General features: G+C 58.9%; 24 protein-coding genes. 14 read left to right on the forward strand and 10 right to left on the reverse strand.

Features of this window, described 5'->3' with window-relative positions; translation table 11 throughout:
• Window positions 1–39: 39 nt before the first annotated feature.
• The 3 genes from AAGD24_RS18055 (at window position 40) to coaD (ending at window position 3,067) form a co-directional block, all read left to right on the forward strand.
• The gene (locus tag AAGD24_RS18055; RefSeq protein ID WP_051947069.1) at window positions 40–684 is read left to right on the forward strand and encodes a hypothetical protein; all 645 of its coding nucleotides are present in this window, start codon (window positions 40–42) and stop codon (window positions 682–684) included.
• An 18-nt stretch (window positions 685–702) separates the two neighbouring features.
• Window positions 703–2,295, forward strand: coding sequence for a GMC family oxidoreductase N-terminal domain-containing protein (locus AAGD24_RS18060; RefSeq protein WP_379865812.1), 1,593 nt, complete (start codon window positions 703–705; stop codon window positions 2,293–2,295).
• A gap of 289 nt (window positions 2,296–2,584) precedes the next feature.
• Window positions 2,585–3,067: a pantetheine-phosphate adenylyltransferase gene (gene coaD / locus AAGD24_RS18065; protein WP_041332506.1), complete on the forward strand. Its 483-nt coding sequence runs from the start codon at window positions 2,585–2,587 to the stop codon at window positions 3,065–3,067.
• A 45-nt stretch (window positions 3,068–3,112) separates the two neighbouring features.
• Here the strand turns inward: coaD and AAGD24_RS18070 are convergent, their stop codons facing one another.
• From AAGD24_RS18070 to AAGD24_RS18090, 5 genes are all read right to left on the reverse strand, one after another.
• Complete coding sequence (locus tag AAGD24_RS18070) at window positions 3,113–4,405, reverse strand: DUF945 family protein (protein ID WP_379865814.1); 1,293 nt, start codon at window positions 4,403–4,405, stop codon at window positions 3,113–3,115.
• A 63-nt stretch (window positions 4,406–4,468) separates the two neighbouring features.
• Entirely contained in the window at window positions 4,469–6,607 is a 2,139-nt protein-coding gene (gene ppk1 / locus AAGD24_RS18075; protein WP_036210827.1) for a polyphosphate kinase 1, read from the reverse strand.
• Between the two features lie 58 nt (window positions 6,608–6,665).
• A complete protein-coding gene (hemB, locus tag AAGD24_RS18080; protein ID WP_036211905.1) occupies window positions 6,666–7,661 on the reverse strand; it encodes a porphobilinogen synthase in 996 nt (331 codons plus the stop codon).
• Between the two features lie 138 nt (window positions 7,662–7,799).
• Window positions 7,800–8,831 carry a lipase secretion chaperone gene (locus AAGD24_RS18085; RefSeq protein WP_379865816.1) on the reverse strand — a complete coding sequence of 344 codons (1,032 nt, stop codon included), beginning with the start codon at window positions 8,829–8,831 and terminating at the stop codon, window positions 7,800–7,802.
• A gap of 179 nt (window positions 8,832–9,010) precedes the next feature.
• A complete protein-coding gene (locus tag AAGD24_RS18090) occupies window positions 9,011–9,232 on the reverse strand; it encodes a hypothetical protein (RefSeq protein WP_075194203.1) in 222 nt (73 codons plus the stop codon).
• Between the two features lie 270 nt (window positions 9,233–9,502).
• Between AAGD24_RS18090 and AAGD24_RS18095 the strand changes: the two genes are divergently transcribed.
• The 4 genes from AAGD24_RS18095 to panP all read left to right on the forward strand — a co-directional run bounded on the left by AAGD24_RS18095 (window position 9,503) and on the right by panP (window position 14,185).
• Entirely contained in the window at window positions 9,503–10,135 is a 633-nt protein-coding gene (locus AAGD24_RS18095) for a TetR/AcrR family transcriptional regulator (RefSeq protein ID WP_041332505.1), read from the forward strand.
• A 2-nt stretch (window positions 10,136–10,137) separates the two neighbouring features.
• Window positions 10,138–11,841 (forward strand): acyl-CoA dehydrogenase family protein, encoded by a 1,704-nt coding sequence (locus AAGD24_RS18100; protein WP_075194202.1) that lies wholly within the window; start codon window positions 10,138–10,140, stop codon window positions 11,839–11,841.
• A gap of 196 nt (window positions 11,842–12,037) precedes the next feature.
• Window positions 12,038–12,382, forward strand: a complete 345-nt coding sequence (locus AAGD24_RS18105; protein WP_040474714.1) for a DUF503 domain-containing protein — start codon at window positions 12,038–12,040, stop codon at window positions 12,380–12,382.
• Between the two features lie 126 nt (window positions 12,383–12,508).
• The gene (gene panP, locus AAGD24_RS18110) at window positions 12,509–14,185 is read left to right on the forward strand and encodes a pyridoxal-dependent aspartate 1-decarboxylase PanP (protein WP_036210812.1); all 1,677 of its coding nucleotides are present in this window, start codon (window positions 12,509–12,511) and stop codon (window positions 14,183–14,185) included.
• A 6-nt stretch (window positions 14,186–14,191) separates the two neighbouring features.
• Here panP and AAGD24_RS18115 read toward each other — a convergent pair whose 3' ends face one another.
• Window positions 14,192–14,458: a hypothetical protein gene (locus tag AAGD24_RS18115; RefSeq protein ID WP_007154996.1), complete on the reverse strand. Its 267-nt coding sequence runs from the start codon at window positions 14,456–14,458 to the stop codon at window positions 14,192–14,194.
• 105 nt (window positions 14,459–14,563) lie between these two features.
• Window positions 14,564–16,123 (reverse strand): inorganic phosphate transporter, encoded by a 1,560-nt coding sequence (locus AAGD24_RS18120; RefSeq protein ID WP_075194201.1) that lies wholly within the window; start codon window positions 16,121–16,123, stop codon window positions 14,564–14,566.
• 229 nt (window positions 16,124–16,352) lie between these two features.
• Here AAGD24_RS18120 and AAGD24_RS18125 point away from each other — a divergent pair, with 229 nt between their 5' ends.
• The 3 genes from AAGD24_RS18125 to AAGD24_RS18135 all read left to right on the forward strand — a co-directional run bounded on the left by AAGD24_RS18125 (window position 16,353) and on the right by AAGD24_RS18135 (window position 20,659).
• Entirely contained in the window at window positions 16,353–17,459 is a 1,107-nt protein-coding gene (locus tag AAGD24_RS18125) for a GGDEF domain-containing protein (protein ID WP_075194200.1), read from the forward strand.
• An 86-nt stretch (window positions 17,460–17,545) separates the two neighbouring features.
• Window positions 17,546–17,992 carry a flavodoxin gene (locus AAGD24_RS18130; protein ID WP_075194199.1) on the forward strand — a complete coding sequence of 149 codons (447 nt, stop codon included), beginning with the start codon at window positions 17,546–17,548 and terminating at the stop codon, window positions 17,990–17,992.
• Between the two features lie 102 nt (window positions 17,993–18,094).
• A complete protein-coding gene (locus tag AAGD24_RS18135; protein WP_379865819.1) occupies window positions 18,095–20,659 on the forward strand; it encodes an EAL domain-containing protein in 2,565 nt (854 codons plus the stop codon).
• 14 nt (window positions 20,660–20,673) lie between these two features.
• Here AAGD24_RS18135 and tesB read toward each other — a convergent pair whose 3' ends face one another.
• From tesB to AAGD24_RS18150, 3 genes are all read right to left on the reverse strand, one after another.
• Window positions 20,674–21,531: an acyl-CoA thioesterase II gene (tesB, locus tag AAGD24_RS18140; RefSeq protein ID WP_379865821.1), complete on the reverse strand. Its 858-nt coding sequence runs from the start codon at window positions 21,529–21,531 to the stop codon at window positions 20,674–20,676.
• A gap of 79 nt (window positions 21,532–21,610) precedes the next feature.
• Entirely contained in the window at window positions 21,611–22,765 is a 1,155-nt protein-coding gene (locus AAGD24_RS18145; protein ID WP_379865822.1) for an NAD(P)/FAD-dependent oxidoreductase, read from the reverse strand.
• A gap of 36 nt (window positions 22,766–22,801) precedes the next feature.
• Complete coding sequence (locus tag AAGD24_RS18150; protein ID WP_007154989.1) at window positions 22,802–22,969, reverse strand: rubredoxin; 168 nt, start codon at window positions 22,967–22,969, stop codon at window positions 22,802–22,804.
• A gap of 264 nt (window positions 22,970–23,233) precedes the next feature.
• Between AAGD24_RS18150 and AAGD24_RS18155 the strand changes: the two genes are divergently transcribed.
• The 4 genes from AAGD24_RS18155 to phoB all read left to right on the forward strand — a co-directional run bounded on the left by AAGD24_RS18155 (window position 23,234) and on the right by phoB (window position 26,113).
• On the forward strand, window positions 23,234–23,791 hold the full coding sequence (locus tag AAGD24_RS18155) for a hypoxanthine-guanine phosphoribosyltransferase (RefSeq protein WP_379865824.1): 558 nt from the start codon (window positions 23,234–23,236) through the stop codon (window positions 23,789–23,791).
• Entirely contained in the window at window positions 23,772–24,347 is a 576-nt protein-coding gene (locus tag AAGD24_RS18160) for a chorismate lyase (RefSeq protein ID WP_292049588.1), read from the forward strand. The genes AAGD24_RS18155 and AAGD24_RS18160 overlap by 20 nt, the downstream gene beginning before the upstream one ends.
• Window positions 24,348–24,431: 84 nt before the next feature.
• On the forward strand, window positions 24,432–25,319 hold the full coding sequence (gene ubiA / locus AAGD24_RS18165; RefSeq protein ID WP_007154986.1) for a 4-hydroxybenzoate octaprenyltransferase: 888 nt from the start codon (window positions 24,432–24,434) through the stop codon (window positions 25,317–25,319).
• A gap of 101 nt (window positions 25,320–25,420) precedes the next feature.
• A complete protein-coding gene (gene phoB / locus AAGD24_RS18170; protein ID WP_007154985.1) occupies window positions 25,421–26,113 on the forward strand; it encodes a phosphate regulon transcriptional regulator PhoB in 693 nt (230 codons plus the stop codon).

The following is a 26,113-nucleotide window of genomic DNA, read 5'->3' on the forward strand; positions in this document are numbered from 1 at the left end:
CGCCGGCCAAAAAAAGACAATAAGAACAAGAGAGTCGTTATGCCTGAAAGCCTTTCTCGATCCGTGCAAACGGACCTTTCCGATTCCGCCATGGACCGTCGGAGTTTTCTCCGGACCGGGCTTGGTGGAGCCATGTTCCTCGGCACGGTGAGTGTGACCGCTGGCCTGTCCGGCTGTGCAACCGCGCCCGCCGGGCGGGACTATCCGATGCCGGGGGCGATGGACCAGAGCTACGAGTTCCAGTTCCTGACCCGCGACGACATTGTGTTGTTCCAGGCATTGCTACCAGCCATGGTGGGCCCCGGGCTGACTGAGGAGCCCGTGGTTCGCCGCCAGCAGATTCAGGCGACGATTGAGCGCATTGATGCCGGGATTCATCAGTTCGGACCCGCCAACCAGAAGGAGTTGCGGGGTCTGTTTGACCTGCTGAACTTCGGGCTGACACGGGTGACGGTTGCCCGGATCTGGTCGAGTTGGGAGAACGCCAGCACGCAGTCCGTGGATGCCTTCCTTGAGCGCTGGCGCACCAGTGGTGTTGGGCTGTTCAACAACGGCTACATCGCCCTGACCAAGGTCAGTAACGTGGCGTTCTATGGCCACGAAGACCACTGGCACCTCTCCGGCTACCCCGGACCACCCGCCTGGGCCGTGGACGCCCTGCCCCAGTTCAAAGACAACGCCTGAGCCAACCGGAGCATTATTATGTCGTTAACGGATCGTATCGCCCGTGGGCTTGAGGCTGGCTGGAAGGTCACCGACGGCGCCACCCTGACACAGAACCAGACCCACGAAGCCGATGTGGTGATCATCGGCACCGGCGCCGGGGGCGGCACCACGGCGGAGATTCTGGCGAAAGCCGGGCTGTCGGTGATTCTGGTGGAAGAAGGCCGTCTGTATCACCAGAAAGACTTCAAAATGAACGAGCTGGACGCCTATGCCTCCCTCTACCAGGAAGGCATGAGCCGGGTCACCAAAGACGGAGCAATCGCCATTCTTCAGGGCCGGTGTGTGGGCGGCTCTACCACAGTGAACTGGACGTCCAGCTTCCGTACACCGGCACCGACGCTGAATCACTGGGCCAGCCGTTTCGGGCTCGACGACCTGACCCCGGCATCCATGAAGCCCTGGTTCGACGGCCGCGAGCAACGACATAACATTGAGCCCTGGCTGGCCGAGCCTAATGTGAACAACGACATCCTGCGCCAGGGTTGCGAGGCGCTGGGCTGGTCCTGGGAGGTGATCCCACGCAACGTCAAAGGCTGCTGGAACCTGGGTTACTGCGGCGTGGGCTGCCCCACGAACGCCAAACAGGGGGCTCTGACCACCACTATTCCCGGCGCCCTGGACAACAATGCCCGACTGTTCCACGGCCTGCGGGCCGACAAACTGGTGATGGAGCAGAACAAAATCAGCCACCTTCAGGCCTCGGCCATGGCGGCGGACGGTGTCACCCCGTCTGGCGTCACCGTGGAACTGCGAGCCCGGCATTTCGTGGTGGCCGCCAGCGCCATCGGCTCACCTGGCCTGCTGCTGCGCTCAGACATTCCCGACCCCTACGACCGCATTGGCAAGCGCACCTTCCTGCACCCGGTCAATGCCACCATCGCGGAAATGCCTGACACCGTCGATCCTTATTACGGTGCACCTCAGTCAATCTATTCCGACGAATTCAACTTCTCCCAGGGCGTCGACGGCCCCGCCGGCTTCAAACTGGAAGTACCGCCCCTGCACCCGGCCATGTCCGCCGGCGTGGTTCCCGGCCACGGCGAACAACAGGTCCGCGACCTGTCGAAACTGCCCCGGCTGAACTCCGTCATCGCCCTGCTGAGAGACGGCTTCCACCCCGACAGTACCGGCGGCACCGTCAGCCTCCGCGACGACGGCAGCCCGATCCTGGACTACCCCGTCAGCGACTACCTCTGGAAGGGCCTGAAAGACGCCTTCTACAAAATGGCCGAAATCCAGTTCGCCGCCGGCGCCCAGAAAGTCCGCATCATGCACCTGGATTCCCCCTGGTACACCTCCTGGGCCGACGCCAAAGCCGGCATCGACAACCTCGCCATGGAACCCCACCGCGTCCGCCTGTTCACCGCCCACCAAATGGGCGGCTGCGGCATGGGCCGCAACCCGGAAGAATCCGTCGTCAACGGCTTCGGCGAACACCACCACGTGGCCAACCTCAGCGTCCACGACGCCTCGATCTTCCCAACAAGCATTGGCGCGAATCCGCAATTGTCGGTTTATGCATTGGCTGCAAGAAATAGCACTAGGCTGGCTCAGAAACTCAAGGTGTAAACCCAAAAGAGACCGCCGGAAAGGTGGATTCGGTGAAGAAACTAGGCAGGTGTGAAACCGGGGGTGCCGCGTGAGGATGACCTTCCAGGATTGTGTAAAGCCAAGGATGGCTTTACTCAAGCGCACATGGATGTGCTCGTAGCGTATCCTGGAAGGCCATCCTCATGCGGCACATGCACCAAAGCGAGCAATCCAAAGTCAGCAGCCCGCAGAAGTGAGGGATTAGGGAACATTTTGGTTCAAGACGAAGGCTGCTATCCTGTGCGCTTCCGGTGAAAAGGAGCTCCGAATGCCAAAAGTCATCTACCCGGGTACGTTTGACCCGATCACCAACGGCCACACCGACCTCATCGAGCGCGCGGGCCGACTCTTCGACGAAGTCGTCGTCGCCATCGCCTACAACCCCAAGAAGTCCCCGCTACTGACATTGGAAGAACGCTGCGAACTGGTGGAAAAAGCCACCTCCCACCTGCCCAACGTCAGCGTCACCGGCTTCAGCAACCTGCTCGCCGATTTCGTCCGGGAACAGAACGCCACCGTTATTATCCGCGGACTGCGAGCCGTCTCCGACTTCGAGTACGAATTCCAACTAGCCGACATGAACCGCCGCCTGGCGCCGGAAGTGGAAAGCGTGTTCCTGACACCCTCCAACCACCTGTCGTACATCTCCTCCACCCTGATCCGCGAAATCGCCTCACTGGGCGGCGACGTCTCCGAATTTGTCGACCCGGCCGTGGAAGCTGCGCTCAAACAGAAATTCATCAAGGACTGACAGACGGGAAAGCGCTGCCCATCCCGGGCAGCACAGAACAACGGATCAGAATATCGGTGGCAGCGGGATCACGTTGCCATTGATGTCCAGGGCCAGATCTTCCAGTGTGCCCTGGATTCGCAGCCGGTCACCCTCCTGCACCACCATGCCCTGCTTGATCAAAGGCGCAACCTGCATCCCCAGCTCCGGATGCTGCTCCACCAGAGCCAGCGGCATGCTGACATCCAGATTGCCGGTCAGCTGCTGCATCACCATCATCATCTGGTCTTTCTCGTCGTCAGACAGCGACGGGTGCTGCACCATGATCTCGCCATTGACCGGGCCATAAGGCGTGGCAAAGGACAGTTCCGGAAACCCGAACGAGAAACCGTTGGCCGCAAGGCCCAGCATGGCCTGATTGATGCGATTCATGGATTCCATCTGCTGCTGCATCATGGCACTCGAATCGCCGCCTGCGGTGTTCAGGGCAGCCGCCTGCATGTCCGTCATTGCCGTTGTCAGGTCACTCCAGCTTTGCACGTCCAGGCCACTTAACACCATTTCCATACCGTGAGGGCCGAAGCTCTTGTCGTCCGCCGTTACCTTTTCCAAAGTAACGACAGCCTCGGAATCAATGCTCTTGCCGTCATCGTCGGTGGTAGTCTCACCACTCATCGAAAAGTCATCAAAGCGAAGGGTCGGCTCGCCCCGGGCCGCCACTTCAAGTCGCGCCAGCGACATGTCCCCGTCACCCAGCCAGACGTCGCCTGTCAGGTGTTCCATGGTCTGTTCAAGGCGAAAATCCTCGATACTGATGCGCAGGTCTGGCCCCCGAATCACGGCGCCCGGCCAAAGCATGAGGATATCAGCCTGTGAACCGTTGCCACTGATTTCTGCTCGGCTAAAGCTTTCCGACATATCGAAGGATTCGCCGGTTTCCTCGTCGATCACACTCACAGCCGGCACGGAAAGCTCGGCGATCGCCGTTCCCCACAGGCGGGTTTCCAGGGTCAACCGGGGCTTTTCGTCGGGGAAGATCTTCTCAACTTCAGCGCCAAGCTCAGGAGGCGGGGTAAAATCAATCAGGCTGCCGGTAACCCCATGGCTTACCCGTGCCTGATAGTCGAATGAGTGCTCGTCACCGGTGTCCGGATACTGGATCGTGATGGTGCCGGCGAACTCGGCTCCCATGTAGCCCCTGTCATAATCGCGGGTTTGCAGCTTGAACAGGGGCTGCGCCTGATTAACGTCCGCAGTGACGCTCTGCCACTGCTGTTCGGTTACATATCCAACGGCCCAGGGCGCAGCCACACCAACCGCCAGTACGGCTGCACCGGCAACCATCCATTGTTTTTTCAACTGCCTTTACTCCATTACAGCGCCCACATCGCCTGCCCTGGGGCAGGCGCATGCGGGTTATCGTTATTTCCCGGTCAGGCGTTCAAGCAGGACCAGTTGCGACGCCAGGCGATCCTCGCCCTCGGCTGCCTGATTCTGAATGTAACTACCGTCCGGCTGCAAGACCCAGGACTGGCAATTGTCCGCCAGATAGGTGTCCAGGTCTTCGCGGACGCGGGCAATCAACGCCGGATCCTCAATCGGAAACGCCGTTTCCACGCGGCTCAGCAGGTTCCGTTCCATGCCGTCGGCGCTGGACCCATAGACTTCCGGCCGGCCGTTGTTGCCGAAATAGTAAACCCGGGTGTGCTCGAGGAAACGGCCAATGATGGAGCGCACCCGGATGTTGTCCGACAGCCCCGGCACTTCCGGCCTCAGGCAGCAGATACCGCGGATGATCAGGTCGATTTTCACGCCTGCCTGGGACGCACGATACAACGCCTTGATCAACTCGCGCTCAGTAAGGGCGTTAAACTTGAAAATAATCCGGCCTTTGGGCCCCAGTTCCGCTTCACGGTCCACCAGGCCCAGAAGACGGGTATGGAGTGTGAAGGGTGAGTGAAACAGTTTCTTTATTTTCAAGGCCTTGCCCATGCCCGTCAGCTGTTGGAACAGCTTGTTGACGTCGTCACCGATGGATTCGTCGCTGGTCATGTAGCTGTAATCGGTATACAGGCGGGCGTTACCGGCATGGTAGTTCCCGGTACCCAGGTGTACGTAACGCCTCAGCTTTCCTTCCTCACGGCGCACGATCAGGATCATCTTGGCGTGGGTCTTGTAACCCACCACCCCGTAGACCACGATCACACCCGCTTCCTGCAGCCGGCTGGCCAGCTCCAGGTTTTCCGCCTCGCTGAACCGGGCCCGCAGTTCGATGATCGCAGTCACCTCCTTGCCACGCCGGGCTGCATCCATCAGCGCTTCGACAATTTCCGAGTCGGCACCGGTGCGATACAGGGTCTGACGGATAGCCAGGACCTGTGGGTCTTTTGCAGCCTGCCGCAACAGGTCGGTCACGGGACTGAAGTTTTCATAGGGATGCAGCAACAGCAGCGGGCGCTTGCGGATGGCATCGAACATGGATTCCTTGGCACGGATCTGCCTGGGAATCGACGGCGAAAAACCCGAATAGGTGAGGTCCTGGCGATCCACCAGCCCACCGACGGCCATCAAACGTGTCAGGTTGACCGGGCCGTGAACCTGATAAAGGTCACGATCCGTCAGTCCAAACTCGCGCAGCAGAAAATGCACCAGTTCTTCCGGGCAGTTGTCCGCCACTTCCAGCCGCACGCCGTCACCGAAGCGCCGGCTCAGCAACTCGCCGCGCAGGGCGGAGGCCAGATCTTCAAGGTCGTCTTCCAGTTCAAGGTCGGCGTTGCGGGTCAGGCGGAACTGATAGCAGCCTTTCACCTCCATGCCTGGGAAGAGCTCATCGGCATGGGCGTGAATCATGGAGGACAGGAACACCAGGTTGTCGCCACCGTTACAAACGTCATCCGGAAGCCGGACCAGACGCGGCAGCGAACGTGGCGCAGGCACGATGGCCATCCCGGTTTCGCGACCGAAGGCATCCTTACCGTCCAGCTCAACAATGAAGTTCAGGCTTTTGTTGACCAGGCGCGGGAACGGGTGGGAAGGGTCCAGCCCGATGGGGCTGACCACCGGCAGGATTTCCTCTTCGAAGTAACGGCGCACCCAGTCGGCCTGAGCTTCCGTCCATTCACGACGCCGCACGAAGTGAATGTTTTCCTGCTCCATCTCAGGGATCAGCACGTTGTTCAGGATGTCGTACTGTTCCCGGATGTACTCGTGGGCCACCCGGCTGATTTCGCCCAACACCTGCTCCGGCATCATGCCGTCGGAGCCCAGGGTTTCACGGCCATACTTGATCTGCTGGCGCAGGCCCGCCACCCGGATCTCGAAGAACTCGTCCATGTTGCTGCTGAAAATGCAGCAGAACATCAGCCGGTTAATCAACGGATGCGTGGTATCCAGAGCCTGTTTGAGCACCCGGTAGTTGAACTGAAGCTGGCTCAGTTCGCGGTTGAAATAGTTTTCCTGGGCGGCGACATCAACTTCCACGCCGGGGGATGGCGCTTCCACGGGAGCCGGCACGTCCGGAACATCGACAGCCTTTAGCTTGTTTGCAGATTCAGTAGTCATTGCTTACTGCTTCCATTTATCAGAGACCTTAAGGCGCCCTGCTGTTGACTGTAACCTGTCAGGTGCGGTTATCACGCATCAGCCGTGCAGCCCTGACGGCAAAATAGGTAAGGATGGCGTCTGCACCGGCACGGCGCATGGCCATCAGGCTCTCCATCATCACGGCGTCGCCATCCAGCCATCCGTTCTCGGCAGCGGCCATGTGCATGGCATACTCGCCACTGACCTGATAGACGAACGTTGGCACCTGCAGTTCCTGTTTTACCCGGTGAACGATATCCAGATACGGCATGCCGGGTTTGATCATCACCATGTCGGCCCCCTCGGCGATGTCCATCGCCACTTCCTGGAGCGCCTCATCACTATTGGCCGGGTCCATCTGATAGGTGGCCTTGTTGCCCTTGCCCAGGTTGCCCGCTGAGCCGACCGCATCGCGGAACGGCCCGTAATAACTGGAAGCATACTTGGCAGAGTAGGCCAGAATACGCGTGTTCACATAGCCAGCGGACTCCAGGGCGTCGCGGATGGCAGCGACCCGGCCGTCCATCATGTCGGACGGCGCCACAATATCCGCACCCGCGTCGGCATGGGACAACGCCTGATTAACCAGCGCTTCCACGGTCACGTCGTTCAGCACATAGCCGTCGTTGTCGATAATGCCGTCCTGGCCATGGGTGGTGAATGGGTCCAGTGCCACATCGGTAATAACACCCAACTCAGGGTAGGCGTCCTTCAGCGCACGCACCGCACGCTGGGCCAGACCATCGGAATCCCACGCGCCAGATCCAGACAGGTTCTTGTGCTCCGCAGGCACCACGGGAAACAGCGCCACGGCCGGAATCCCAAGCGCCACCAGTTCCGCCGCCTGTTCCACCAGAAGATCAACGCTCAGGCGCTCGACGCCGGGCATGGAGGGTACCGCCTCCCGCTGACCCTCGCCTTCCAGTACGAACACCGGAAAAATCAGGTTGTCGGCACTGAGCTGATTCTCCCGAACCAGACGCCGGGAAAAACCGTCAACCCGGTTACGACGCAGACGAGTGGCTGGGAACATGCGATTGGCCGAAAAGCTCACGGAATACCTCCTGTGGAAAATGGGGCTACCGCCCCATCATACACGCCCATAAGCGGCGGTGGCAGGGCCTACAGCCGAGCCACACCATCAGGCTACTACGTTCAGATGAAAGGACTGTTACCGGATGGAATCCAGGGCCTCGGCACGCAGCTTTTCAGCGCCCTCGAAATAATCATCCCTGAGCGCGTCAATGGCGGCTTTGCGCTCCGGGCCGGCAAGCCCCATGTCGTCAAGCTCCGCCAGGTCCTGGCTATAGGCCTGCCACTTGGCTTCCCATACCTTTTGTTCAGCTTCCACCTTCTCCAGCTCACGGGCAGCCTCGGCACCAAAGCGTTCCTCCCTCCAGGCGCGCAAGGCGTCGGGATCATCCGCGAATTCTGACTGCGCACGCTGGTAGTCGGCGAATTTGCGGGTTTCCCGGCGTGCCTGACGAAGCGGTTCCGGGAGCGCCTTCTCGGCTTCTGCCAGCGCCTGCTCCCGCTCCTTTTCAGACAGAGACGGATCGGTTCGGATACGCAGTTGCTCAACCTGGAACTGGTCTACGGCCTCGTCCGTTGCAAAAAAGGCGTCGGCGGTTTGCGCATCCATCCAGGTGCGTCGCAGGGCGCGTATTTCTGCCATTCGCCGTTGCATGTCCTTTGCGTTCGTCGTGGCGTCATGACCATAGGTGGCTTCCAGGTCGCCCAACGCCAGCTTGTAGTCCAGATAGTCCCCCAAAGTGTCGAGAGCTTCCGATCGGGCCGGCTCTTCAAGCCGGGCCAACGCCTGCTCTATCCGGGCAACCAGTTGGGGTAACGTCTCCTCGCCCAGAGCCGCCAGGTAATATTCAAACAACTGGCGCAACTGCGGCGTGGGGACCAGGGAGCCATTAGCATCGGTTTCGGCCCAGCCACCGGGCACGCTGGTTCCCGCCAACGACGCTGGCATTGTATCCGGCACCGCAACCGCGGTTTCGCCTACAAGTTTTGACGGCGCCCTACGTCCGGTCGTTGAATCCGACTTTGGCACAACGCCGCTTTCTGTGTCGGCGGTTGTATCAACTGTCTCCTGGGCGGGGGTCGGGGTATCACCAAAGAAAATGACCATGCCTGCCGCGATCAGCGCCATGACGACGAGCGCCGTGGTTGCAAAACGAAGGAATCCTCTCATGAACGCGGCCTGTTTAAGGGTCGAATGTGGGGTGAGTAACGGTCATGGTGCACGGAACACGCTATCCTGCAGAACGCAGCATAGAGGAATACGGGATACAGCGGTGAGACCGGCGTCAAAACAACCGTAAGCCACGAACGCAAACAGGCCGCAGCCTCAGAGGCTGCGGCTTCATGAATTCAGAGGGAGCGATTATTGAAACCGACATCCACCTTGCGGGAAGGGTCCGAACGGAATGCTGTATCCACTTCCTGAATTCTGCCGCCCTGGCTCAGAAACGATTCAATATCCTGCTGAAGCTGAGCGCGGATTCGCGCACGGCCGGCAATGGAATGTGTATCGTCGCTGTCATGTGTCCAGCTACCGGATTGCTCCAGATTGCTTTCGTCGAATTCACTCATGATTTTCTCCATCAACGAAAACAGTACAACGAGCGCGCCAAGCCTGTTATGGCACGGCCGCCCCATCTCGGCGGATGCGTCTTACTACCTGCCTTGGCGTCTTTATAATCCGCTTTCAGTTGCAACGCTATTTACTGACAACGGTTTTTTTGTAAATTTTTGTAAGCAACTCCACGATATTGTTTTTAAAGAATAATATGAACCAAGCTATACTGGTCTATTGATTGACACAAAGAATGAATAATGATTCACTACTTATAAGGAACCCGCATGGCATATCGGGAAACGGAAAAGATGCGCAATCGCAAGGCAGAGGCCCGCAAGCGCATTATCGAATGCACATACGGATGCGTTGCCGACGGCGGCTTCCGCAGCGCCCAGATAACGCGCATCGCAGCGTGCGCCGGCGTTGCTACGGGAACCATCTACCGACACTTTGAGTCCAAAGAAGACCTGTTTGCAGAGATCTTCAGGATTGCGACACAACGGGAAGTCGACAAAGTCGCTGAGGCACTGGCCGCCGAAGATAACGCCGTTTCCCGTCTGGAAGTGGCCCTTCGCCAGTTTGCGGAGAGAGCCCTGAGAGGCCCGGTGATGGCCTGGTCGCTGATCGCAGAGCCGGTAGACCCGAAAGTTGAGGAAGAGCGCCTCAAGTTCCGCCGCGCCTACGCTCAACTTTTCGAGCAGGCCATCCGGGACGGCATCAAGGAGGGCTGCCTCCCGGATCAGGATGCCAGGCAAAGCAGTACCTGCCTTGTAGGTGCCATCGCCGAAAGCCTTGTGGGGCCTCTGTCCCCGGCACAGGCTGATACCACGGAGCAGGCAGAGACCAACGACCACGATCCGCTGGTCAACTCCATCATTTGCTTTTGCATGCAGGGGTTGACTGGCACCAGGAGATAAACATGAAGGCCCGCCAGCCCCTGCAGCAGGAAACCGCAACCCCCTCCAGTGACGACCGCTACCTGGCGGTTACCCACGAGGTCTTCAATCAGCCACCTGCTCTGGAGGATTACAACCTCTTCGAACAGGACAAGGCCCTGCAGGAGGCGGTCGCCCGGGAGGGCGCCGCAGCAGCGACCAGCGACCTTAAGCAGTTTGGTGCTTTCGCCGGCGCGGCGGACACCATCGCGCTCGGCTTCCATGCCAACGAGAACAAACCGGCGTTCAATACCCATGATCGCTTTGGCCATCGCACGGATCAGGTGGACTTCCACCCCGCCTACCACCAACTGATGTCCACAGCGATGGAAAACGGCCTCCACAGCAGCCCGTGGACCAATCCCGGCACAGGCGCCCATGTCGCGAGAACGGCCAAGTACTACATGCACTCCCAAATTGAGGCCGCCCACTGCTGCCCCATTACCATGACCTTTGCCGCCGTTCCATCAATCCGCAAACAACCGGAACTGGCCGCGGCCTGGGAAAACAAAATCCTCGCCAATAGCTACGACCCCCGAAACCTGCCGGACAGCGAAAAACAATCCGTCACCATCGGCATGGCAATGACGGAAAAACAGGGTGGCAGCGACGTCCGGGCCAACACGACTCGTGCTTACGCCATCGGTGCAGAAGGCCCGGGGCAGGCCTATGAACTGGTCGGCCACAAATGGTTTGTATCTGCCCCCATGTGCGACGCCTTCCTGGTGCTGGCCCAGACCAGAAGCGGCCTGTCCTGCTTCCTGATGCCACGCTGGCGCCCGGACGGCAGCAAAAACCCCTGGCAAATCCAGCGCCTGAAAAACAAGATGGGCAATGTCGCCAACGCCTCCAGCGAAGCGGAACTGCGCGGCGCCCTGGCGTGGATGGTGGGCGAGGAAGGCAGAGGTGTACCGACGATCATTGAAATGGTCGCCATGACCCGCTTCGACTGCATGATCGGCAGCTCCGCCGGCATGCGCCAGGCACTGGCCCAGGCGTCCCACCATTGCCGCCACCGCAGCGCCTTCGGTGGGCGACTCAGCGAACAGCCGCTGATGCAGAACGTCCTCGCCGATCTTGCACTGGAAAGCGAAGCCGCCCTGGCCTACACCATGCGAATCGCCAAATCCCTGGACAGCCAACATCTGGAGCACGAGCGCCTGCTGGCACGACTGGCCACTCCGGTTGGCAAGTACTGGATCTGCAAACGCACCCCCAACCACGCCTACGAAGCCATGGAATGCATCGGCGGCAGCGGCGTGATGGAAGACTGCATCATGCCCCGACTGCTGCGGGAATCCCCGGTCAACGCCATCTGGGAAGGCAGCGGCAACGTCCAGTGCCTGGACACCCTGCGCGCACTGCAGAAAGAACCAGACACCCTCGACGCCTTCTTCAGCGAAGCCGCCGAAGCCCGCGGCGCCGACGCCCGCTTCGACCGCTTCCTGGCCCAGTTGCAGAACGACTTCGCCGACATCAGCGACTTCGAATACCGCGCCCGCAACCTGGTGGATCGCCTGGCCCTGTTGATGCAGTCGTCACTGCTGCTGAGAAACTCCGACCCTGCGGTCGCCGACGCCTTCTGCGCCTCCCGCCTGGAACACAACGGCGGCCTGAACTACGGCAACCTGCCCTCCGGCACCGATCCGGCCGCCATTATCAAACGGGCGACGCCTGTAGTAGGCTAGAAAACAGACTGCTGGACAATACATACTGTCTGGCGAAGCGGACTCCACCTGAAAGGTTCGCGGACTGGAGGCGATGGGCTTTCCAAAACTGTGCGGAGCCATGGATGGCGAAGCCCAAGCGTCACATGGACGTGCCGCAGGAGCGTGTTTTGGAAAGCCCATCGCCTCCAGTTCCAGCACCAAAATCGGAACACCTATGTCTGAAGCTCTAAGAAGGCTGCTAAAAGAGGGCAATACGCCCCAGCAAACAGTCATCACGCCCCACGTGGGCATCCTGACCCTGCACTTCCAGCTCTACGGCTGCGAAGACCTCAAAGCCAAACGCAAAGTCTTCACCGCCCTGAAAGCCGTCTGGGGCAAAGAACCCGACCTGGCCGTCGCCGAAACCGCCGACCAGGACGCCCTCGACTGCGCCACCTGGACCATCGCCGCCCTCGGAGGCTCATCGCAACAGATCGCCCAGCGCCTCGACCAGATCGAAAAAGCCATACAGGAACGCATCGACGCTGCCATACTGGACGTACACCGAGAGATACTTTGACCCTCCCGCCATGCAGGGCCCATGCTGTAGCGTATGGTTTCACGACACCGTATACTACGCCCCCTCAGGGAGAACGGAACGCCCGGGACAGGCTTTGCGAATGACCACTGATAGTGTGTGGCACCTATGACCGGAAAGAAAAAATCCGCCCAGGCCTCGGTAGAGGCCATGTATCGTGTATTCACCGTGCCCGAGGCACCTGAATCCACCTTGAGCAGGATTGACCAGAACATATCCCGCAACCTTGCCGGATTCCTCCAGGAACACATCGTTGCGGTCGAGCGGGATCTTTCCGAAGTCGAGAAAGACTTCTCGGACTACGCCATTCCGGAAAAGCCCATCTTCGTCTCCGAACAGGCCCAGTTCCTGCTCGACAAGCTGGTGGCCAACTCGGTACACACGGCGTCTCCCAGCTTTATCGGCCACATGACCTCGGCACTGCCCTATTTCATGCTGCCGCTGTCCAAGATCATGATTGCCCTCAACCAGAACCTGGTTAAAACCGAAACCTCCAAGGCCTTCACGCCCATGGAACGCCAGGTACTGGGCATGATCCACCGGCTGGTGTATGAGCAGGACGGTGCCTTCTACCGCAAGTGGATGCACGATCCCCGCTACGCCCTCGGTGCCATGTGCTCCGGCGGCACCGTGGCCAACCTGACCGCACTCTGGGTGGCACGCAACAACGCGTTCCCCGCCGAAGGCAGCTTCCGCGGTATCCATCAGGAAGGCCTGTTCCGGGCACTACGCTATTACGGCTGCGAGGGTGCCGCCATTCTGGTCTCCCGCCGCGGCCACTACTCACTGCGCAAAGCCGCCGATGTACTGGGTCTGGGCCGGGACTTCCTGGTGCCTGTCGACACCGATGACGACAACCGCATCAACACCGATGCACTGCGGGAGAAATGCCTGGAGTTGCACCGCCAGAAAATCCGGGTCATGGCCATCTGCGGCATTGCCGGCACCACCGAGACCGGCAACGTCGACCCGCTGGACGCCATGGCAGACATCGCCCGGGAGTTCAACGCCCATTTTCATGTGGACGCGGCCTGGGGTGGGCCGACACTGTTTTCCCGCACCCACAGGCACCTGCTCAGGGGCATCGAAAAGGCCGACTCGGTGACCTTCGACGCCCACAAGCAACTCTATGTTCCCATGGGGGCTGGGCTGGTGGTGTTCCGCGACCCGGGCCTGGCAAGCGCTGTCGAGCATCACGCCCAGTACATTATCCGTAAAGGCTCGCGGGATCTGGGTAGTACCACCCTGGAAGGTTCGCGGCCGGGCATGTCAATGCTGATCCAGTCGGGGTTGAGAATCCTGGCGCGGGAAGGCTATGAGATCCTCATCGACCAGGGCATCGACAAGGCACAAACCTTTGCGGAAATGATCAACGCAGAAACGGATTTCGAGCTCATCACCAAACCAGAGCTCAATATCCTGACTTATCGCTATTGCCCGGAGAAAGTGCAGCAGGCACTGGCAATCGCGGACTCGCTACAGGCCGAACGACTCAACACCTGCCTGAACCGCATCACCAAGTTCATTCAGAAAACCCAACGTGAACGGGGTAAAGCCTTCGTTTCCCGTACCCGGCTCGAACCGTCGCGTTATTATCACTTCCCCTGCATCGTGTTCCGGGTGGTATTGGCCAACCCGTTGACCACGAAAGAAATCCTCGCGGACATACTGAAGGAACAGCGGGATTTGTCATCGGACGAGGGCATCCAGGACGAAATCACCATCCTGGACCAGATGGCCGATGCCGTGTTGAAGCAGCATCAGCCCGGCGTTCGGCAGGCCTGACAAAGATCAGTAAAGCGCCTCTTCGTCATCCAGGACTTCGTCCAGGATATCGAGAAACATGTGATCCGCCCGACTCCAGCTCTCCGGAATACGGATCGTTGTGTTGGCGCTGATCTCACGGGCAATCAACTCATTGGCATTGGGCTGATTGCGATATTTGCGGGCAATTTCCACCGATTTCACCGCAATGGTCGGATCACTGAGGACCTTCTTGATAAACACCCTGAGCTCGTCAATGACCTTCGCCTGACGGCTTTCTTCTGCTGAACTCATGAATCAATCCCCGGACAGAGTGGCAACTTATTGGGAGGCAAACGCCTCCCGTATTGAAGAATAGTATGGGCCAAACAGGCACCTGACAACCAGCGCGACAATCCCTTACAGCATCAGCCCGCGCAGGGTGAAGAACAGAACGGCCGCCATGCAGGCCGACGCGGGCACCGTAATGATCCAGGCAGCAACGATACGAGTCAGGTGCGAACGCTTGACCATCTCCTCGCGGTAGATCTTTTTAAGGCGTTTGCGCTCCTTCTTGGAGAGCGGTACCTGTTTCTTTTTCTTGGCCTGTTGGAGCAGGTTTTCCATCTGCTCAACCGAGGCGTTACGGAAATCTTCCAGGAACGGGCGCAGACGCTCACGCTCCTCTTCCTCATGGCTGTCCATGATGTTGTGGAGCTGGGTGGCGTAGTTTGACTTCAGATACTCCCTCAGGAAACCAACACCAAACACACCACCGATGGCAATGTGGGTGGAACTGACCGGGAGCCCCAACTGGGAGGCGATGATGACGGTAAGCGCCGCCGACAGGGCGATACAGAACGCCCGGGTTTTATCCAGTTCAGTGATCTCAGTCCCCACGGTCTTGATCAGGCGTGGGCCGAACAGCATCAGACCAACGGCCAGACCAAGGGCACCAACCAGCATTACCCACAAAGGAATGGACGCTGCGGTGACCACTGCACCAGCCGACAGTGCATCGTTAATGGCCGCCAGCGGGCCGATGGCATTGGCCACATCGTTCGCCCCATGGGCGAAACTGAGTAATGCCGCGGCAAATATAAGCGGCCAGGTAAACAGGGTATTCACTCCGGCAGAGCTGTTTTCCATGGTTGCGGCACGGCGGCCGACCAGAACCCGCATCAGGAAGAAAATGACTGCGGCGAGCCCCAGACCAACCAGAGAGGCCCCCAGGAAGTCTACTTCAACGACCTTCTTGACCCCCTTCACCATCAAATAGGTGCCAAAGGCCCAGGCCATGATCGCCACCAGCCAGGGCACGAAGATTCTTGCCGCCGGCACCACGTTCTTGCGATACAGCACGGTCTTCTTGATGGCATACAGGAACAGCGCCGCCAGCACGCCACCCATTACGGGGGAAATCACCCAACTGGCGACAATTTTGGCCATGACGGCCCAGTCGGCAATGCCCCAGCCGCCGGCGGCAATTCCGGCCCCAAGAACGCCCCCGACAATGGAGTGGGTAGTGGACACCGGAGCACCCATCCAGGTGGCCAGGTTCAGCCACAGGGCGCCGGCAAGAAGTGCGGCTGTCATCAGCCACACGAAGGCGCTGACATCATCGAGCCTTTCAGCGGCAATAATGCCCCCTTTAATGGTCGAAACCACGTCACCACCGGCGATGATGGCACCGCCGGCCTCAAACACGGCGGCGATCAGAACCGCGCCACCCAGCGACAGCGCCCCGGACCCCACCGCCGGGCCGACGTTGTTGGCGACGTCATTCGCGCCGATATTGATGGCCATGTAGCCACCGATGACCGCAGCTGCCATCAGCAGCATGTTGTTGGGCATGCCGTCGCTGATCTGTCCCACGGCTATAAATATGCAGAGCAGGAACAGGAAGCTGAAGCCAACGCGATAACGCTCGGTCGATGGGCTGGTCAGGAGAGTATCGAGGAATCCGTTTTTGCCGGCCATAATACGTCAGGTCTCGCAACAGGGAGGATACGGGAAGCTACAGTTTCACAGTACTTACGGCGGCAACTATAAATTTTTTGCCATGAAATTGAAACATAACGGTCATAATGGTAATTGCTTGACCAAAGTCGCTGTACAGATTTCCCGCTTCGACTAATCTGATTCACTATCCCGGCTCACGCAGTCTGGACAAAGCACCAACAACAAATCGACAACAACAAAAAGTGTCATGACCAGACTCCCCGATACCAGCCAACAAGTAGCCGACGAAGGCGAGGAGGAACGCGTCTCCCGCCTGCTGACCGGTCTGTCAGCCATGGCCATCCTCTTCCTGCTGGGCATTGGCGCCAAGGCGTGGTTTGCAACCCACACTCACCACGCCTTCTCGCTCTGGTTCTTTGCGGGACTGGTGGCAATGAACATGCTGTCCTTTGCCCGTTCCCGCAACCGCCGCCATCAGAAGGCTGGCATGATCTCCATTGTCGGCCTGCTGTTCGGATACCTGATCATCACCGGTGGCGAGAGCAACACCGGCCCACTCTGGTTCTACGTGTTCCCGCCGCTGCTGTTTTACCTGACCGATCTGAAAACCGGCACAGCGGTATTGTTATTCTGCTGCCTGCTGGCGGTTGTGGTTTTCCAGTTCCCTGAACTACCGTTGGTGACCGCCGAATACAGCACAGACTTCAAGATCCGTTTTTTCGCCACGCTGACGTTCGAATCCATCTTCTGTTTCGTGCTGGAAGCCAGTCGCCTGAAGGCACGCAATGAGTTGATGGATATGGCCCGCACCCACCAACATGCAGCCCGTACTGACGAACTGACGGGCCTGTCCAACCGCAGGGACATGCAGCATCGGCTGAACGAGGAGTATTCAAGGTACCGGCGTTCCGGCCACCATTTCTCCATCGTTCTCATCGACCTGGATCTCTTCAAGCGTATCAACGACGACTACGGACACGACGCCGGTGACCACGTACTGCGGGCCTTCTCGGAATTGATGCAAACCGTTATCCGCCAAACGGATGTGGCCGCACGCTGGGGCGGAGAGGAGTTCCTGATCCTGTTGCCGGACACGTCACTGCTACAGGCTCTCACTCTCGCAGAACGGCTACGCTCCGAGGTCGCCAGTGCCGAGTTCTCCTTTACCGGCCAGCGCATGCCCGTCACCATCAGCGCCGGCATCTGCTCCATTGCCAAGACCGGCTCAGTGGATGAATTACTGAAACAGGCTGACGTCCACCTATACAGCGCCAAGGAAGACGGGCGCAATCGCGTTGCTCCCAGAGTACGAACCTCCCCCAGGGAAACCAGCCCTTCCGGAGCCGGATCTTGAGCGTTACCGCATCACCGGCTATGATCGGGCCCCAACGCAGACAGCCGTCAAAGGACGGTTGTCGTTACGAATCAACAGGACCATTCATGGCTTCAATCCGGATTCTGGTCGGCAGCGTTTATGGTGGCGCCCTGCTGACAGCACGTACCTTGAAGAAAACCCTGGAACCGGAAGGGCATCGGATCACGATCCTTGAGGAGCCCGACCTGGAGGACATCACCGGGAACGACGAACCGCTTTTGGTGTGTACATCAACCACCGGCCAGGGAGAGCTACCCCCCAACCTGCTACCGTTTTATTTGCGGCTGCGCGAGCAACTGCCCCAACAACCCGCGCGTCCGTTTGGCGTAATTGTGCTTGGCGACAGCTCCTACGGTGACACCTTTTGTGGTGCCGGTGAGCTGATGGAAGAGGCTTTATACGAAACTTCAGCCCGGAAAGTGGGGGATACCTTGAGGATTGATGCCCTGGAAACCACCGAGCCGGAGATGGAAGCCGTTCCCTGGGTACGGGAGTGGCTTGAACAGCTGTAACACCTGACACAAGTGACGTTCGAAAACCGGCATTATCAGCCTTGAGCCCCCCGGCAGATAACGCCATACTGAGCCAGACAATCACAACAAGATCGGTACTACGTGCGCCATATTGCTCAGTTTTTCGCCCTGGCGGGCGCATTGATCATGATGGCTTTCGGAACCCAGGCAAACGCGGCTTCGCCCGGCTTTGCAGAACCGGATATGGACTATATTCGGGTGGCACCTTCGGAACAGATGGATCTCAGGGAAGCCCTTGCTTCCGACCGATGGCAGTCACTGGAAGGCGAAAGCCCCAACTTCGGCTACATTCGCGACACCGTGTGGCTCCGCGTTCCTGTATCCGCCATACCCAGTGACCGTAAGCTACTGGAGATACGCTACCCCCAGCTCGACGATATCACCTTCTACCTGATAGAGAATGGCGTCGTCAGGCAACGCATCTCAACGGGCGACCACCTTCCCTTTGCGCAGCGCCAGATTCAACACCGCAACTTTCTGTTTTCCTTCGAAACCGATCCGCTAAGCGATTACCAGGTGTTTTTGCGTGTTCGGACTCAGGGCGCCATGCAGATCCCCATCAGACTGTGGGACCCTCGAACCTACTTCGAAGCCACGTCCATCGAAGACCAGATGCACGCGATCTATTACGGCATCCTGATCATGGTGATCTTTTTCAATCTGTTTATCTTCCTGGCACTGAGAGAGCGCATGTACCTGCTGTACGTGCTCTCCACCCTCAGCTATCTGATGTTTATTGGCAGCCTGAATGGCAGCACCTACCAATTGCTCTGGCCAGAGTCGCCCTGGTTGCACAACCAGGCCATGGTGCTGGCCGTGCCGGTGGCATTGATATTCACCCTGTTATTCTCCCGCGCTTTCCTCAACCTGCGCGTCACCAGCCCGCGCATGGACAAACTTGTGTGGTATACGGTGTTGGTGAACGTCGCGGTGGCAGTGACAACATTCGTTACCGACTACAGCGTTGCCAGCAGGCTCACGGTTGCCCTGGCGATTCCCAGTTGCCTGCTGTTGACCGTCATGGGGCCCATACAATGGATTCGGGGCAATCCCCAGGCCGGCTACTACACCATAGCCTGGGGCCTGCTTACCCTGGGCAGCGCCATCACCGCAGCCAATAAATACGGTTTCGTACCCAACAGCTTCGTGACGGCCTACGGCATCGAAATCGGCTCCGCTCTCGAAGCTATCCTGTTGACCATCGCCCTGGCCGCCCGGCTCTACCAGGAACGTGAAGGCAAAGTTCGCGCCCGCGAAGCAGAAATCACCGCCATGGCGGCAAGGCGCTCAGCAGAGCTTCGACTGATCGAACAGGCTCTCCACAACCCGCTAACGGGATTGCCCAACCGCGCTTGCCTGGAAATGACCATCAGCGAACTGATCAACCGAGAGCCCGACAAACGCCTCTCCATCGCGGTGATCCACCTAAGCAACCTTCCAGCCATCACCAAAACCCTGGGGCATCGTAATACCGACCGGCTGCTCGAACTTGCCGCCCGACGCTTCAACAGCATCGTCAGTGAACTGCCCGGAATCTGCACCGTTGAGACCACCGATCAGCAGAGTTTCTACCTGGCGTCGCTGGAGTCGGCTACCTTCGGGTTTATTGTGGAAGCGGATGTTATTTCGGAAACACCTCGTGCCATTGTTCGTGCCCTTGAGGAAATCCGTAAACCGCTGGACTACCTGGGCATGCAGTTACCACTGGACCCTCACACGGGCTCGGCGATCTATCCGGATCACGCCACCGACACCAATACCCTGATCCGGCGTGCCTTTATTGCGCAGGGCTCCGACGACGCCCGAGACCGAGGGCTGGCCTACTATCAGCCCTCGCGGGACTCCTACAGCGCTGACCGCCTTACCCTGGTGTCCGAGCTGCAACATGCTCTCCAGCACGGTGAACTTGCCCTATACCTGCAACCAAAGCTGTCTCTGAAAACAAGGGAGGTGGTCGGCCTGGAAGCGCTGATTCGCTGGCCCGACCGGAAAAAGCCAATACCCGCCGACGAGCTGATTGCCCTGGCCGAGCAGACCGGACTGATCAAGCCATTAACACGCTGGGTATTGGAGAACTCACTGGAACTGAGAGCGCGATTACTGGAGAACGGCTACCCACTCAATATCTCGGTGAATATCTCCCCCAACAATCTGCGGGAGCCGGACTTTCCGCTGTACGTCCAGCGCCTGATGAGCAGCCACCACACTCATCGCGGGGCCATTATCCTGGAAGTCACCGAGACCTCAATGATGCAGGACCCGGTCAACTCACTGCGCGCTCTCAATTCCCTGCACACCACAGGTATCCCGCTGTCCATTGATGACTTCGGTTCCGGCTATTCTTCGCTCTCGTATATCAAGCGATTGCCCGCCAGCGAGATCAAGATCGACCGCTCACTGATCACGGATCTGGCGTCCCAGGCTGGCGACCGCGTCATTGTCCAGACCACCATCGAGATGTGCCACAGCCTGGGCTATTCGGTAGTGGCCGAGGGCGTGGAAAGCTCGGAGACAATGGAACTGTTGGAGAAGATGGGGTGCGACATGATCCAGGGCTATATCCTGACGCCACCACTGCCGTTCGACGACGTCATCGTTTGGCTGGGCGACTACAAACATCATGGCCGAGGCCGTAAGCTTGGCTGACCATCTCCGCTGACCTAACCCCGCTGACGGATGAGTGCTTCCTGGGTGGTCGAGGCCACCAGCCGGCCCTGGCGGTCAAAGAAATTACCGCGATTGAAGCCGCGTCCGCCGGTGGCGCTGGGGCTATCCTTGTCGTAGAGCAACCACTCGTCCATACGGAACTCGCGATGAAACCAGATGGAATGATCCAGGCTTGCGATCTGCATTTTCTTGTTCATAAACGACACGCCGTGGGGATTCAGTGACGTCCCCAGAAAGGAAAAGTCGGACGCGTATGTCAGCAGGCAGCGGTGCAGCACCGGATCGTTCGGCAGGTGGCCCTGAGTACGTAACCAGCTTTGTTTGTAGGGCGGGCGCGGTTCCGGTTTCAATGGATTCACCGGGTCCACAGGCCGGATTTCGATAGGACGATCCCGGGTCAGGGTGTCGCGGAGATGCTCAGGGACATGAGGCGCCAGCAGTTCGCCGTACTCCTGCTCGGATTTAAGGTCTTCCGGATCCGGTGCCGAGGGCATGTCGAGTTGATGTTCGAAGCCTTCCTCGGCCACCTGGAACGACATGGAGCCGGTCAGAATCTCCTTGCCACCCTGACGTGCAATCACACGCCGAACGGAAAAACTGCCACCGTCCCGAACCCGCTGGACCTCGTAGTCAATGGGCATGCTGTGATTGCCGGGGCGCAGGAAGTAGGCATGCAGCGAGTGTGGCAGGCGACCTTCCACCGTGCGACTGGCCGCCATCAGCGCCTGCCCCAGAACCTGGCCACCAAACACATTGGGAAAGCCGAGATCTTCACTGTCCCCCTGGAAATGGTCGTCACCGATCGGGGAAAGATCCAGCAGATCCACCAGTTTTCTGGTCACTTCAAGCATGCCAGCTCCTGTCAATATCGTTAGCTCACGAATGAGTTTCTACCGCAAGCCGAGGGTTTTCGCAATCCTGATATCGCCCTCAGCCATGAATCGGCGGCACTTCCTTCGACAGGGTCTGCTTCTCCACCGCGTAACCACCGGTTACCGCAAAGCCCAGAACCTCGCCAGACTCACTCCTGAACAGGGCGCGAACGTCCTGACCGTTCGCATCCACTTCCCAGTTGCCCGACGCATTCGCCGGTGGCGGGCACACTGCCGTTGGACAACAGGGGGTCTTGACCATCACCGGCATGGTGCCGTATTTCACTTCAGTGCGTTCACTCACCAACGTCTTCGCCAACGCGCGGGCGCACGCCATCAGCGGCAATACATACAGCAACACGTGGCCATCGACTTCAGCGCAGTCACCCAGTGCGTAGACGTCGGGCATCGATGTCTCCAGGGCACGGTTGACCACAATGCCACGCTGGGTCTCCAGGCCCGCCGAAGCGGCCAGCTCCGTGCGTGGACGCAGCCCGACCGCGGAAATCACCAGGTCAGAGTCCAGTTCCTCACCATTGGCCAAGGTCAGACGAACGCCATCCCCGTTATTGGCAATATGTTCCACGACGGTTTCCAGATGAAAACGGACGCCCAACCCTTCCAGTCCATCGCGCACCGCTGCTGCTGCAGCCGGTGGTAGAAGTCCAGGCATCAGGGCATCAGAAGGAGCAATCACATCCACGTCGACATCGCCGTTGCGAAGATCGTTGGCAAACTCACAACCGATCAGGCCCGCGCCCATGATGGCTACCCGCTTTTTGCCCTTCAGGGCCTTGCGAAAGGCTCGGTAGTCCATCAGGTCGTTGATGGAAAAGACACGCTCGTGGCCGTCACCGGCAATGGACAGGCGAATCACATCCGCACCCCAGGCCAACACCAGTTTGCCGTACGGTAGCCGTTCATCCCCCAGCACCAGTTCGTGGGCGTCCGGATCAATGCCGGTCACAGTGGTGTGAGTACGCAGCTGAAGGTTCAATTGCTCCACCATCGTATCCGACGACGCCTGCGCCAGTTCGTCGGCCTCTTTACCCTTGGTAAAACCGGTGGAAAGCATGGGCTTGGAGTAACTGTAACCATCGTCCGCCGTCACCATGACGATCGGTGTGTCCTTGTCCTGCTTACGGATTTCCTTCGCCAGCGAATAGCCCGACAATCCGGTACCCACAATCACGATAGGGGCGTCTGCGTTCATTACTGCTCTCCAAACCAGTTCAGCGGTAGCGGCGTGTCAGCCGATCTCAATCATCTCGAAGTCTTCCTTACCCACGCCGCAGTCCGGGCACTCCCAATCTTCTGGCACGTCTTCCCAGGCGGTTCCAGGCTCGATACCGTCTTCCGGCCAACCTTCCGCCTCATCGTAAATAAACCCACAGACAACGCACTGCCACTTCTTCATGTCATTCCTCCGAAACTCATTGGGGTGCGATAATAATTGTCAGACAATTATACGCACAAGTCTTTCATGCACCGAGTTGGCACTATTTATACCGGGAAACCATCATACCCACCGCTGCCGCATTGACCAATGCCGGCGCCGACGGCTATTCAACGGGTTTTCTGCCAATCACCAGAATTTCCACCCGGCGAACCGGGAAACGCCCCTCCCTTCAGCGTGCCTCCTCCGGTATAATCGGCCGTTTTAAGATAGGATCCCAGCGCTATGACCGACATCGTCGCCGAACTGAATCAGGTAATGGCAGAGGCCGACTGCCTGGTGAGCGAACAGCAGGTACAGGCAGCCATCCAGTCCCTTGCAGACGAGATCACCGGGCGCCTCAAGAACACCAACCCCCTGTTGTTCTGCGTGATGAATGGCGGCCTTATCCTCACCGGCCACCTACTGCCAAGACTGACGTTTCCCGTGCAAGCGGAATACCTTCACGCCACCCGCTACCGCCAGGAAACCACCGGCGGCATCCTGGAATGGAAACTGCAACCGGAAGCCAACATGAATGGCCGCACGGTACTGATCGTTGATGACATCCTCGACGAGGGTACGACACTCTGCGCCATTGCAGATTACTGCCTCGCCCATGGCGCCAGCGAGGTTCTGACGGCCGTATTGGTCGATAAACAACACGATCGCAAGGCAAAGCCAAATCTGAAGGCAGATTTTACCGGCCTGGAAGTTGAGGACCGTTTCCTGTTTGGCTACGGCATGGATTACAAAGGTTATTGGCGCAACGCCCCGGGAATTTATGCCGTCAAGGGACTTTGACCGGTACGCACCCAGCGTGCTTGAAGGTGACAACGCCATCTCCACCCCCGCTACGGACTGGTACCGCTCTTTTTCGGCAGCCGCGTTGAAAAACCCGACCATCCATGGGCCGCTCAGCCACTGGCTGACGCTGGAAGGCTCGCTGACCCGGGCGCTTCAACTTCGATGCCGTGAGCACTTTCACGTGGATATCCTCCAGGAGGGTTTTGCCCGTCCCACTGTGGAGGAGGCTCATACCCTGGGTATTCCGGTACGCCAGAACGCGTGGATCCGCGAGGTCTGTCTGAACGGCGACAACACCCCCTGGGTGCTTGCCCGTACGATCATTCCATTGGCAACCCTGTCAGGGCGTGGACGCCGCCTGCGCAATCTTGGACGCCGTCCCCTCGGCGCGTACCTGTTCAGCAACCCACAGTGGCAGCGGGGGCCGTTCGAAACCGGTCTTTGTCATCGGGTTAATCGCCATCAGCCTATGGCGGCCCGCCGCTCCCGTTTTTTCAGCGGTCATCATACCCTCCTTGTCGGGGAGTATTTCCTGCCCACGCTCTGCCCCTGACGCTGCGGCTCTTTTAACCGAACCCCACCGCTGGCTATAATCCCCGCTCAGCTTCAGGAACATCATCCCGGACGGACCAGACCTATGCTGCCCAATGCCGTGCCAGATCACATCCAGGCCCGCCTTGCAGACTACGCCCGACTGCTGCGAGTCGATCGCCCCATCGGCAGCCTGCTCCTGCTATGGCCAACCTACTGGGCACTTTGGCTGGCCGCAGACGGTTTCCCCAGCGTTGGCAACTTTATCGTCTTTACCCTCGGCGTATTCATGATGCGAGCTGCTGGTTGCGCCATCAATGATTTTGCCGATCGCAAGGTAGATCGACACGTCAAACGCACCAAAGACCGCCCACTGACCTCCGGTCGCATCGAAGCCTGGGAAGCTATTGCCCTGTTCGCAGGCCTCTGCGTGACGGCTTTCCTGATGGTGATTCTGTTCACCAACACGCTGACTCTCTATCTGTCGTTCGGGGGTGCAGTACTGGCGTTCATCTACCCGTTCATGAAGCGTTACACCCATCTGCCGCAACTGTTTCTTGGGGCCGCCTTTTCCTGGGCCATTCCCATGGCCTGGGCCGCCGAGGCCGGTGAGGTTACAAAACTGGCATGGCTGCTGTTTACCGCCAACGTGCTCTGGACCGTTGCCTACGACACCCTGTACGCCATGGTGGATCGTGATGACGACATCCGGATTGGCATCAAATCCACGGCCATCCTGTTCGGAGACGCCGACCGGGCAGTTATAGCAATCCTGCAGTCTCTGGTGGTGCTGATCCTCATACTCGTGGGCCAGCAGGCTGAACTCGGCGTTTTCTACTATCTTGGGCTCGTTGCCATGGCGTGCCTGTTTGTCTTCCAGCAGCACCTGGCCCGCTTCCGCGAGCGCGACGGGTGCTTCAAGGCCTTTCTCAACAATAACTGGGCGGGCTTCGCCGTTTTTACCGGTCTGTTGGTTGACCGGATCATCAGTTAGTTGATCATTCCTGGTCACAGCCTGCGACTGTCATATACTTGTAACACTATCCGGTTGTAATGAGGCAGCAACAATAATCGGTATGACACAGGTTAATGCTCATGACTGGAAAAACTGTCCTGATCGTCGATGACGAGGCACCCATCCGCGAGATGATCGCCGTGGCCCTCGAAATGGCCGACTACGACTACCTTGAGGCAGCGGATGCCCGCGAAGCGCATGCCCTGATAGTTGATAAACAGCCCGACTTGATACTCCTTGACTGGATGCTGCCAGGCACCAGCGGCGTGGAACTGGCCAGGCGCCTGAAAAAAGAAGAGGCCACGGCTGAGATTCCCATCATCATGCTGACGGCCAAGGTCGAGGAGGACAACAAGATCCAGGGCCTGGAAGTGGGTGCGGACGACTACATCACCAAGCCCTTCTCGCCGAGGGAGCTGGTGGCCAGGCTGAAAGCCGTATTGCGCCGCACCACGCCGCCCGGTGTGGAAACCCCGATCGAAGTGGATGGCCTGACTCTGGACCCGGTCGGCCACCGGGTCACCACGGAAACCGGCGCACTGAACATCGGCCCCACGGAATATCGGTTACTGCAGTTCTTCATGACACACCAGGAACGGGTTTATACTCGCTCCCAACTGCTTGACCAGGTGTGGGGTGGTAACGTCTATGTTGAAGAGCGAACCGTCGACGTCCATATACGCCGTTTGCGCAAAGCCCTTGGCGACCAATATGATCACCTGATCCAGACAGTGCGTGGCACCGGCTACCGGTTCTCTACCAGAGCAGCATAA

Origin of the sequence: Marinobacter sp. M5B, assembly GCF_042604615.1 — a bacterium.
Lineage (GTDB): Bacteria > Pseudomonadota > Gammaproteobacteria > Pseudomonadales > Oleiphilaceae > Marinobacter > Marinobacter salarius.